At 73.2% G+C, this 11,681-nt stretch carries 8 protein-coding genes; 4 read left to right on the top strand and 4 right to left on the bottom strand.

The annotated features are described in order from the left end of the window. The 3 genes from ACFFF6_RS18450 to ACFFF6_RS18440 all read right to left on the bottom strand — a co-directional run. Positions 1-1,292: protein kinase family protein (locus ACFFF6_RS18450; RefSeq protein ID WP_512700206.1), on the bottom strand; the 1,292-nt coding region annotated here is incomplete at its 3' end. A 38-nt stretch (positions 1,293-1,330) separates the two neighbouring features. Continuing rightward, complete coding sequence (gene murJ, locus ACFFF6_RS18445) at positions 1,331-3,217, bottom strand: murein biosynthesis integral membrane protein MurJ (protein ID WP_376982976.1); 1,887 nt, start codon at positions 3,215-3,217, stop codon at positions 1,331-1,333. Then, a complete protein-coding gene (locus tag ACFFF6_RS18440; RefSeq protein WP_376982975.1) occupies positions 3,214-5,619 on the bottom strand; it encodes a DUF6049 family protein in 2,406 nt (801 codons plus the stop codon). Before ACFFF6_RS18440 ends, murJ begins: the two co-directional genes overlap by 4 nt. 127 nt (positions 5,620-5,746) lie before the next feature. On the opposite strand from ACFFF6_RS18440, the gene ACFFF6_RS18435 reads away from it, so the two are divergent. Continuing rightward, entirely contained in the window at positions 5,747-7,153 is a 1,407-nt protein-coding gene (locus ACFFF6_RS18435; protein WP_376982977.1) for a CCA tRNA nucleotidyltransferase, read from the top strand. A 170-nt stretch (positions 7,154-7,323) separates the two neighbouring features. Further along, positions 7,324-9,954 carry a transglycosylase domain-containing protein gene (locus tag ACFFF6_RS18430; RefSeq protein WP_376982973.1) on the top strand — a complete coding sequence of 877 codons (2,631 nt, stop codon included), beginning with the start codon at positions 7,324-7,326 and terminating at the stop codon, positions 9,952-9,954. Positions 9,955-10,013: 59 nt separating this feature from the next. Here the strand turns inward: ACFFF6_RS18430 and ACFFF6_RS18425 are convergent, their stop codons facing one another. Beyond that, positions 10,014-10,631 carry a TetR/AcrR family transcriptional regulator gene (locus tag ACFFF6_RS18425; RefSeq protein ID WP_376982972.1) on the bottom strand — a complete coding sequence of 206 codons (618 nt, stop codon included), beginning with the start codon at positions 10,629-10,631 and terminating at the stop codon, positions 10,014-10,016. 140 nt (positions 10,632-10,771) lie between these two features. Here ACFFF6_RS18425 and ACFFF6_RS18420 point away from each other — a divergent pair, with 140 nt between their 5' ends. After that, entirely contained in the window at positions 10,772-11,407 is a 636-nt protein-coding gene (locus ACFFF6_RS18420; protein ID WP_376982971.1) for a hypothetical protein, read from the top strand. A 38-nt stretch (positions 11,408-11,445) separates the two neighbouring features. After that, entirely contained in the window at positions 11,446-11,655 is a 210-nt protein-coding gene (locus tag ACFFF6_RS18415) for a hypothetical protein (protein ID WP_376982970.1), read from the top strand. Positions 11,656-11,681: the final 26 nt, after the last annotated feature.

The raw sequence follows: 11,681 nt of genomic DNA, 5'->3' as shown, positions 1-11,681 counted from the left end.
GGGCTCGTGGCCGGGGCGGCGGCCGGAACCGGGGACGACGCGGGAGGCGCCGCCGCGGCGGCACTCGCGGCGGCGGGGCCGTAGTCGTAGAGGGGCTGCGGCTGCGGGGTCTCCGGCGACGGCGCCGAGGGGGCCGGGGACGGGCCGGAAGCGGTCACCGCGAGCTGACCCGGGAAGGCGGCGCCGCTGCGGGGCTCGTCCAGGTGGAGGTCGCGGATCAGCCCCTGTGCCTCGGCCGCGGGATCGGCAGATGCGGCTGCGGGATCGGTCGATGCCCCTGCGGCGGCGGGTCCGGCGGAGGCCGCGGAGGGGGCCTCGGGCTGCTCCGGGACGGATGCGGGCTCGGGGACGGGTGCGGGCTCGGGGACGGGCACGTCCTGGGCCGGCAGCGCGGCGGTGGCCGCGATCTCCGGAGCCCCCGCCGCAGGGTCCGCCTGCGACGCCGGGGCGGACGGCGGCGCGGCATCATCGGCGTCGAACGCCTCGAGCGTGACCGGGATCGACTGCCACGGCTCGAGCTCCGCGATGAGGTCGCGGACGGTCGCGGGCGCGTTCTGCGCAGGCCCGTTCATCGTCAGATCGCACAGCACGTCCAGGTCCTGCGGGATGCGGCGGCTGCTGATCTGCGCGGGGCGCGGGACCAGCCCGTCCTGCCCGCGAAGCGGCCGCGTTCCCGTCATCGCCTTGTACAGCAGGGCGAGCAGCGACGCGGCGTCGCGGGCCGCGGCATCGGCCCCCGGATCCCCGGAGCCGGCGGCGGCCGCGGGATCCGCCGCGGCCTCGACCCCGGCCCCCAGCACGTGCACGGTTCCCGCAGCCGCATCCACGAACACCCGGTTGGAGTCGAGGTTGCCATGGCGGATCCCGCGGCGACGCGCCGTGTCCAGCCCGGTCGCGGCCTCGCCGATGATCGAGCGGGCGGTCTCCGCGCGCAGCGGCCCGTCCGCGTACAGCGCGGCGAGCGGCGGGGCCGGCGGGACGGGGTACTGCACGGCCGTCAGCGGTGCGGGCGCGCCGGGCGCCGCGGCGGCAGGATCCTCGCGCGGATCGCCGAAGACCTGCACCTCCTGGACGGGGATCAGGCGAGGATCCTCGACGAGGAAGGCGCGCCGGGCGGCATCGGCGACCTCGAGGGCGGCCGGGCCCTCGGCGAGGAACAGGATCACGCTCTCGCCGGTCGCGACCGTGCGTGCGCGCTGCCATGACGCTCCGGTCGGCACGCCGCCCAGGGGGATGCTCCCCTCCAGGGTCCAGCGGGCGCGGAGCGCGTCATCATGGGGTCCAGTGGTCACGGATCGTCCTCCGTCGTTCGTCAAGGCACCGCTCCATGCTACGAGGTGGGTGCCGCGGACTTCCGGGATGGTCGCACCTTCCGCAGCACGAGGTCGACCATCGTGGTCAGCTCCCGGACGCGCATCACAGAGGCGAGCCCCGCGAAGACCGCGCACAGGACGGCCCCCACGGCCGCCCCCAGCACCACGGTGAGCACCCGGCTGATCCAGAATGCCTCACCGATCAGGTGCACGGCGATCATCCCGACCGCCGCCGTGACCAACGCGGCGGCGCCCAGCTTCGCGAACACGAGCATGCTCTCGCGGATCCCGGTGGTCGCCGCGCCCAGCGACGTCGCCCGGCGCCGCAGCATGTACAGGCCCAGGAACCAGCCCAGCAGATTGCCGATGCTGCTGACCGCCGCCGCGGTCGCGGTCGCGTAGTGCGCGTCGACCAGCCACAGGATCGGCGCAACCGCGAGCAGGGACACGACCGTGTTCGGGATCTGCATCCAGAACGGGGCGCGTGCATCCTCGTAGGCGTAGAAGACCCGCTTGACCAGGTATGTCGCCGCGAAGGGCACGAGGCCGACCATGTAGCCGACCAGCACCCAGGCGTTGGCCCGCGCGCCGACCGGCTCGGTGCCGCCTCCGATCACCCACATGATCGGGCCCGCGAGCGCGATGAACACGGCGGTCGACAGGAACATCGGCACCGCGAGGATGCGGGTGGTGCGGGCATGCTCGCGCAGGGCGGCCGTGTGGTCGGCATCGGCCGCATGGCGGGAGATCCGCGGGAAGATCGCGGTCACGATCGTCACCGCGATGATGCCCTGCGGGATCATGAAGACCAGGTAGGCCCAGTCGATCGAGGTGAGCGCCGGGTACGACTGGGCCTCGACCGAGCCGACGCCCAGCTCCTCCACCGCATGGACCGCGTTGCCGGTGGACCAGCGGGTGGCCCAGATGCCCATCTGCGCGAGCAGCAGCATCGCGAGCGTCCACAGCCCCAGCTTCGACAGCTTCCCGAAGCCCAGGCCGCGGAAGCCCCACCTCGGCCGCAGCCGCAGCCGCAGCTTGCGGACGTACCAGAACAGGAAGGCGACCTGCGCGGCGGAGCCGCCCACGTTCATGGCCGCGAGGGCGATGATCATCCCGATGGTCCACGTGGTCGGGTCGCCCTGCGCTCCCCACAGGCCCAGGAACGCGAGCGCGCCGAGGATGCCGACGAGGTTGTTCATGACCGGCGCCCACTGGAAGGGGCCGAAGGAGTCGTGCGCGTTCAGCAGCTGTCCGCACATGACATAGAGAGCCGACAGCATGATCTGCGGCATCATCCAGTAGCCCAGCTGCACCGCGAGCGCGTACGTCACCGGCGGCAGGGCGCCGCTGGTCACCGTCAGCAGCAGCGGCACCGCGACGATGCAGATCGCCGTGATCGCCCCCGCCACCAGCACCACGAGGGTCATCAGGCGCGAGACGTAGTCGGATCCGCGGTCCGGCTGCCGTGCAGCCTTCACGATGGCCGGGACGAGGATCGCGTTCAGGGTGCCGCCGCCCACCAGGATCCAGATCGTGTTGGGCAGCTGGTTCGCGGCGCTGAAGGCGCTCGCGGCCGCGGTCATCGACCCGGCCGTGATCATGCCGAAGAGGTAGTTGCGCACGAAGCCGAGCAGGCGGGAGACCATCGAGCCGGAGGCCATGAGCATGCTGGCCCGCACGAGCCCGCCGCGGCGGGCGGGAGGGGGCGAGGTCGGCGCAGGCGTCGTCGGCGCGGCCGCCCGGGTGTCCCCGGCGGTCGACTCCTTCGTGGGGGCGAAGGCCTCGAGGGCATCGGCCCCGCCACCGGCGACGAGGGTGGGGGCGACGGTCCGGGTCGCCGGTCGGATGGCACCGGAGCCGTGCAGATGCCGCGGGATGTGCTGGGTGCGCAGCGGCTTGGTCATCGCTCCTCCTCCGGGGGCGGGCTCGGCTCCGGCTCCTCGTGATCCGGGTCGGCACCCGGATCGGTCTCCGCGTCCATCGTCCCGGCGACCGGCTGGGAGCGACCCGTGGACGCGAGCACCGCCGGGTCCTCGGGCGCCTTCACCCCCGGGGCGCGGGCGGCGGAGCCCGTGCGCCGTGCCCGCAGCACGCCGACGATCACCAGCAGCCCCATGCCGATCATGAGCGCCATCGTGGTCCAGTTCTCCCAGGCCGGGTTCACGCTCAGCGGGGTCTGCACGGGTGCGGTCAGCGGGGATCCCTCGGTCGAGGAGAGGTTCGTGGTCAGGGTGACGGTGCCGTTCGCGATCGCCTCCACCGGCACGGTCACCTGGGCGCTCCCCCGCGCGGGCACCGTGAGCGGCGGGACCTCCCCGATGCGCACCACATGCGTGTCCGCCGTGACCGCGACCTGCACGGTGATCGGGGTGTCGAGCCGGTTGGCGACGGTGATGGGGACGCCCGCGGAATCGGCGACCAGCGTGTACTCGGAGGCCGGGGCGACCGTGACGGCGCCGCGCAGCTCCTCGACCTCGGCGCCCAGGCCGTCGGCCAGGGCGCGCTGTCCGTCCGCGTCCGTCCGATGCGCCGTCCCGGTCGCGGCCAGGATCTGCAGGCGCAGCGCATCGAGGGTCGCATCGTCCTCCATCACGGCCGCGAGCTCCTCGAGCCGTGCCGAGGAGGACTCGAGGGAGCGGACCGCCGCCTCGTCGAGCCGCGCCGGCGGGGCGGCGGCGTCGCCGAGGATCTGCGCCGGGGCGATCTCGCCGGCGGTGAGCACGCGCCCCTGCTCGTCGAGGGGCTCCGAGGTCGTGGTGCCGCCGGGCACCGCGTCCAGCAGCTGTCCGACGGGGGCCCGTTCGACCCAGGGCGCGTCCTCGAGATCGGACATCATGCGGGTGACGGCCTCGGCGTCCAGGGCCGCCGCGTCCTGCGGCATCATCACCAGATGACGCGCGGCCGGCACGTCCTGGGCGGCGACCGCGGCGGTCTCGGCGAGGATCCGCTGCCGGGTCAGGGCCTCATCGGCCGCAGGGGCCTCGCCCTGCGCCGCGTCCTCGCGCAGGGTCGACAGCTGCGCGGACAGCCGGGTGTCGGGAAGGATCAGAGAGGTGGTGCCGTCCTCGGAGCTCAGCTGGGCCAGGGAGGAGCGGGTGATCCTCGGGTCGTCGGCCCCGTCGACCGCGGACTGGGGGACGATCAGCACCCCTGCCCCGGCGCGCTGCGCGGCCTGCAGCTCCGTCCCCGTGGTCTCCTGCGCGGGGAGGGCGAGGGCGAGGGCCCGGGCGTCGACGCCCTGCTCCGCCCACGTGGCGCGGGAGGCGGCGCCGGCGCGGGCCCGCAGCTCCTGCGCTCCCTCCTCCTGGAGGGAGACGAGGTCGGCTCCGGCGTACGGGGCGCCCAGCACGGTCCGGCCCTCGGCGCCCTCGCGCAGCTGCTCGGCGAGCTGCGCGGCGGGCGGGTGCGGGGCGGGCTCGGCTCCGCCCGGAGCGGGGCTCGTCTCCGGCGGGGCCTCGCCGGCGGTCGGGGTGCCCTCCCCGGAGCCGGGCTCCTCCGTCTCCTCGACGGCGAGCACGGGCGGGTCCAGCAGCGAGGGGTCCAGCAGCCAGTCCACGCCGCCGATCGCGGCGATCCGCGCCTCCCGTGCGAGCGGGCCGGAGGTCGCCTCGGCGGTGAAGGCCTCCGGGTCGGCGACCTGCGCGGCCGGGTCCTGGGAGGCGACCGGGACGAGCACCGACTGCCGCATGGTGCTGGTGGCGCCGGCGGGTCTCCAGATCGTGAAGGTCCGCAGGCTGGCCAGCGCCGTGTCCTCGGAGACGAGCGTGACGGAGAGCCGGCGCGGGCCCCAGAGATCCGGGGACGGGGAGAAGCCCAGCTCATCGGCCGGGACCGCGACGGAGACGGTCGCGCTCGCCCCGGGGGCGAGGTCGGCCGCGGGGGCGGAGGTCCCCGCGGGGTCCCCGCGCGCATCGACCGCCTCCTCCTGCTGCCAGCTCTGGAGGTCGTCGCGGTCGGTGATCCGGGCGCTGCGCGCGCGCACCTCGAGGCGGGGGGCGCGCAGCACGGCGGAGGACGTGTTGGTGATGGTGATCTCAGCGGTCAGCGTGCCGCCCGGTGCGAGCGCGACCGGTCCGAGCTGCTCCAGCCGCAGGGGGTGCGCGGCGCCGTCGAAGTCGTCGGGCTGCGGCAGGGCCTGGGCGCCGGCCGGTGCCAGCAGCACCAGCAGGCAGATGACCAGGGTCGATGCTGCCGCCCGGAGCGCCGAGCGGCGGCCCGTTCCGGGGGCGACCGCTGCTGCGGGCGGCGCGGGACGGGATGACCGCCCCGTCCCGGGGCCGGACGAGGTCGGTGCGGACTGCGGCATGGGGACACTGTATGCGGCCGACTACCGTATCCCTGTGACTGAAGCACTCCACGGAACGGACGGGACGGCGGACGGGACGGGCGCCGCGCGCTCCCGCCTCGACGTCGCGCGCACCCGGGCGGCCTCGATGTTCGCCGCCCTCCCGGAGGAGATCCACGAGCTGGGTCGGGCCTTCGAGGCCGCCGGGCATGAGCTCGCCCTGGTCGGCGGGCCCGTGCGCGATGCCGTCCTGGGCCGTTCGAGCGCCGACCTCGACTTCACGACCTCCGCCCGTCCCGAGCAGACCGAGGCGATCCTGCGCTCCTGGAACCGGGGCGGCGGCCTGTGGGACATGGGCCGCGAGTTCGGGACCCTGGGCGCGGCCCGCGGCGATCTGCGCGTCGAGGTCACGACGTATCGGACGGAGTCCTACGACCCGACCAGCCGCAAGCCCCAGGTCGTCTACGGCGACACCCTCGCCGGGGACCTGTCGCGGCGCGACTTCACCGTCAACGCGATGGCGGTCCGCCTGCCCTCCCTCGAGCTGGTCGACCCCTTCGACGGGCTCGCGGACCTCGCCGCGCAGGTGCTGCGCACCCCGGTCGCGCCCGAGCAGTCCTTCGACGATGATCCGCTGCGGATGATGCGGGCCGTGCGCTTCGTCTCCCAGCTGGGCTTCGCGATCGAGGAGGGCACCGCGGAGGCGATCCGCGCCCTCGCCGACCGCCTCGCGATCGTCTCCGCGGAGCGGATCCGCGAGGAGCTCGTGAAGCTGCTGCTGGGCGCGCACCCGCGGGCGGGCCTCACGGGCATGGTCGAGCTGGGCCTCGCCCCGCAGGTGCTGCCGGAGCTGCCTGCTCTGCAGCTCGAGATCGACGAGCATCACCATCACAAGGACGTCTACGAGCACTCCCTCACCGTGCTGGACCAGGCGATCGCCCTCGAGTCCGCGCCGGGATCGGGCGGCCCCTGCGAGCGTCCTGACCTGGTGCTGCGCCTGGCCGCCCTGCTCCACGACATCGGCAAGCCCGCGACCCGCCGGTTCGAGGCCGGCGGCGTGGTCACCTTCCGCCACCACGACGTGGTGGGCGCGAAGATGACCGCGAAGCGGATGAAGGCTCTCGCCTTCGACAGGGACACCACCAAGCAGGTCGCGCGCCTGGTCGAGCTGCACCTGCGCTTCCATGGCTACGCGGACTCGGCCTGGACCGACTCCGCCGTGCGCCGGTACGTGACCGATGCGGGGCCGCTCCTCCAGCATCTGCATCGCCTCACCCGGGCCGATGTCACGACGCGCAACAAGCGGAAGGCCCGGGGCCTGGCCCGCGCCTACGACGAGCTGGAGGCGCGCATCGACGAGCTGGCCCAGCAGGAGGAGATCGGGCGGATCCGTCCCGACCTCGACGGCAACGAGATCATGGAGATCCTGGGCCTGGCCCCCGGCCGCGAGGTCGGGGAGGCGTACCGGCATCTGCTCGAGCTGCGCATGGAGCACGGGCCGCTGGGCCGGGAGCGCGCCGAGGCGGAGCTGAAGGCCTGGTGGGAGGCCCGCTGATCGAGCCGGGGCGGCTGTGACCGGGCTCGCACGAGTCGTGGACACCGTGTGAGAGTCGCCCGGGAGGGGTGTGCGGGCGGCAGAGCCGCGCACATACTGAGAAGGCGTGGGCCGTCCAGGTCCTCACCCGATACTTCGCCCCAGCCATCGGCCAGGAAGCAGGAGCCCCCATGAGCGATTCCCGCGGCTCGTCGAGTCCCGGAGACCCCGGCAAGAACGGAGCGCGGCGCGCCGCCGGCGTGCGTCGCAGCACCCCGGCCGAGGTGAAGGGCAGCTCCCGGACGTCCCGTGCGGAGGCGGGTGCCGGCGCGAAGGCGGCCTCCTCGAAGCCCGGCTCTGCGAAGCCCGGCTCTGCGAAGTCCGGCTCTGCGAAGTCCGGTTCGCCGGCATCGGGTTCCTCGACGTCGTCGAAGGGGAAGGGTCGTGGCAGCTCGCGCACGGCCGCGGCCGGTGCCGGAGCGGCGGCGGGCGCGACGACGCTCGCGCGCCGTGCGAAGCCGAAGAAGAACCTCCTGAACTACCCGCGCGCCGGGAAGAAGGGCGTGTGGCGCTGGTTCCCCTCGCTGCGCATGATCCTCGGTGCCTTCGCGCTGCTGGTGATCGCCGGCGTCGCCGCGGTCGTGTGGCTGTACCAGACCACCGAGGTCCCCGAGCCCAGCGATGTCGCGCTCGCCCAGACCACGCGGGTCTACTTCTCCGACGGCGAGACCGAGATGGGGAAGTTCTCCCAGATCAACCGGACGATCATCCCGAGCGACGAGATCCCGGACAACATCAAGAACGCGGTCGTCGCGAGCGAGGACTCGACGTTCTACGAGAACCGCGGCGTGTCCCCGCGCGGCGTCGTGCGCGCCCTGGTCAACAACCTCTCCGGCAAGTCCCGTCAGGGCGGCTCGACCATCACCATGCAGTACATCGAGCGGTACTACACGGGCACCAACACCTCCTACCTGGGCAAGGCCCAGGAGGCGATGATGGCGCTCAAGGCCGATGAGGAGCTGTCCAAGGACGAGATCCTCTCGCGATATCTCAACACCATCTACTTCGGTCGGGGCGCCTACGGCGTGCAGGAGGCCAGCCAGGCCTATTTCGGCAAGGACGCCAAGGACCTCACCGATGCGGAGGCCGCCCTGCTGGTGGCCGTGATCCCCGCGCCCTCGGCGTACGACCCGGCCAAGAACCCCGAGCGCGCCGCCTCCCTGTGGGACCGCGTGATCGAGCGCCAGGTCAACGTGACCGGCAAGATGACGGCCGAGCAGGCCGATGCGCTCGAGTTCCCGAAGACCGTCGAGCCGAAGAACAAGAACGCGCTCGCCGGGACCAACGGCTACCTCATGGCCGCGGTGAAGTCGGAGCTGACGGCGCAGGGCTACGACGAGGACACCCTCGAGACCGGCGGCTTCACGATCGTGTCCACGATCGACCCGAAGATCCAGGAGAACACGGTCCTCGCGATCGCGGACCTCCCCGAGGACCGTCCCGCCAACAACAGGGTCGGCACCATCACCATCGATCCGCAGACCGGGGCGATCAAGGCGATGTACGGCGGCAAGGACTACGTCACGCAGTCGTACAACGACGCCACCCAGTCGCGCATGCAGGGCGGATCCATCTTCAAGACGTTCACCCTGGTCGCTGCCCTCCAGGAGGGCTACAGCCTGAACACGCAGCTGAACGGCGACTCTCCGCACACCTTCCGGGGCGGCTGGCGGGTGAAGAACTTCGGCGGCACCTCCTACGGCACGGTCAACCTCAAGAAGGCGACGACGTCCTCGATCAACACCGCCTACGCGGAGCTGAACATCGAGATGGGCCCGGAGAAGACGCGCGACGCCGCGATCCAGCTGGGTCTGCCGGAGGACACCCCGGATCTGAACGCCTACGACTCGAACGTGCTGGGCACCGCCGCGCCGACGGTCCAGGAGATGGCCGAGGCGTACTCGACGATCGCTGCGAAGGGCGTCTACCACCCCTCGTACATCGTCCAGTCCGTCACCAATTCCGACGGCAGCAGCGAGTACGAGCACAAGGACGCGTCCAAGACCGTGCTGGACGAGGCCGTGGCCGTGAACGCGACCGTCGCCCTGCAGGGTCCCCCGACCCAGGGCTCGGCCCGGTACGTCGGCCAGAACATGGACGGGCGCCCGGTGGCCGGCAAGACCGGCACCTCCGAGAGCTTCAAGTCCGCGTGGTTCGTGGGCTTCACCCCGCAGCTCGTGACCGCGGTCGGCATGTTCCAGCCGAGCGATGCCGGGGCTCAGGAGTCGCTGACCCCCTTCGGCGGTGAGGACGACATCACCGGCGGCACCTTCCCGACCCAGGTGTGGACGCACATCATGAAGCCCTCCCTCGAGGGTCAGGAGATGCTCGAGTTCCCGGAGCAGATGCGCCTGGACAACCAGAAGCGCTCCTCGCGCTCCGACGACGATGACGATTCCTCCTCGAAGACGTCGTCCACGCGGACGCCGAAGAAGGAGAAGAAGACCACCGAGGCACCCGAGACCGAGGAGCCCTCGCCGGAGGAGACCACCCCGGAGGAGACGACGCCTCCTGCGGAGACCACCCCGCAGGAGACCCCGTCGGAGAAGCCCTCGACGGCGCCTGCGGAGGAGAGGACGACCTCGGCGCCGCCGGCGAAGACCACGCCTCCGGCGAAGGAGGAGGGGGCGACGGACGAGGAGGACACGGGGCCCGGCAACGGCTCCGGCACCTCGAAGCCGGACAAGGAGAAGCCCACCGGCGGCGCCTCGGCCGGGAAGCCCTCGGATGAGCCCTCCGCCGGGGCTGACGACGAGGACTGAGCGCGGGGGCGCTCGCTCCTCCGGGACGACGGCCCCCGGCCGTGAGAGCGGTGCCGGGATCAGTCGGTCTGCGCCGTGAGCGCCCCGGCCCGGGCGGCCGCCGCGGCGGCGCGGGCCGTGCGCGCGGCGAGCGCGTCGTCGAGAGCCTCCCCGGTCAGCAGCAGGCGGAAGTACAGGGGGGCCACCAGCAGGTCCACGACATCGTCGGCGACCGTCGTCGCGGGGATCTCTCCGCGCTGGACCGCCCGGGCGAGCATCTGCGCGGACAGCGCGCGCCGGCTGCTCAGCAGCGCCTGGCGCAGGCGGTCCGCCTGCGGCAGGGAGCGCGCGTCGGAGGAGAGCAGGGCCTGCAGCACGGTGCCTGCGGGGCCGTTCAGCACGGTGATGATGCCCTCGGCGTAGCGTCGGAGGTCCGTCTCGAGGGCCCCGGTGTCCTCGGGACGGACGGGTTCGGCGGTGAGGGAGGCGAGCGCCGCCTCGAGCAGGGCGTCGCGATCCGGCCAGCGACGGTAGACGCTCGTCCTGTGCACCCCCGCGCGGGCCGCGACCGTGCTGATCGACAGCGCGGCGTACCCGTTCTCGACGAGCTCGGCGAGCGTCGCCTCGAACAGGGCTGCTCGAACGCGGGCGCTGCGCCCGCCGGGTCGGGTGCGGGGGCCCGCGTCCGGATCGCTCATGTCCATGCCTCCAGTATCCCGGCTCCGCGCGCGCCGGGGCGCGGACGCACCACGCACTAACGCGACGAACTGTTGCGTTAAGATGGGGCGGTCGCCGCCCGGCGACGCATCCCCGTCCGCCGAGGAAGGCATCCCCCGCCATGCACCGCACCCCCCGCCCCCGTCCCGCCGCCGCGCGCGCCGCGGCCCGCACCGTCGCCGCCCTGATGCTCATCGGCGGCCTGAGCGCCTGCAGCGCCCTCGGCGGCGACAGCTCGACGGACGCGCCCACCTCCATCGCGGAGGCGAAGGCCGACGCCGAGGCGGAATCCAGCGCCTGGCTCGACGACCTGACCGCCGAGGACGTCGACGCCGTGCTCACCGCCTTCCAGGAGCGCGTCGGCGGGGAGAGCGCCCAGATCACCCAGCTCGATGCGAGCAACGGCGTGATCACCCTGTATGCGACCGACCCCGCCGCCCCCGAGGAGCTCAACGCCTGGAGCTGGCACGACGGGGAGGTCGGCGAGGAGTCCACCCCCGTCGATTACGGCGGTGACACGGAGGCGCTCGAGCAGAACGTCTTCGGCATCGACGAGGTGAGCGGTGCGGGCATCGTCGCTGCGATCGACGCCGCCCCGGGCGCCGCGGAGGTCGACGGGGGTGCTGCGACCGGGCTGACGATCTCCCGCGACACCCCGTTCTCCCTCGACCTGAAGATCGACGTGAGCGTCACGGCCGACCGCGGTTCCGCGACGGTCCGCACCGACCTCGACGGCGCGGTCGTCAAGGTCTTCTGACCGGCGCTGCGGCCGCTGCGGTGTGCGAGCATCGGGGCATGAGCCTGAACCGATGCGAGCAGTGCCGCCGGAAGATCCGCGGTGCTCCCTACCGCTCCGTGACCGGCCGGATCCTCTGCGAAAGCTGCGGTGCGCGCCTGCAGGGCCGCACCGCGGGCCTCGTCGTCGGCGGCGGTGCCGGGAACGCGATCAGCACCGCCGGCTGGTTCGCCCGGGTGCGCCGGGCGATGGGTCGCGGCCGACGGTGACGCGGGGCGTGCGGCGCTCCCGTGGC

It is taken from the genome of Brachybacterium hainanense (assembly GCF_042434575.1).
In the GTDB taxonomy this organism is placed as follows: domain Bacteria; phylum Actinomycetota; class Actinomycetes; order Actinomycetales; family Dermabacteraceae; genus Brachybacterium; species Brachybacterium hainanense.
This window is presented reverse-complemented; position numbering and strand designations above follow the sequence as displayed.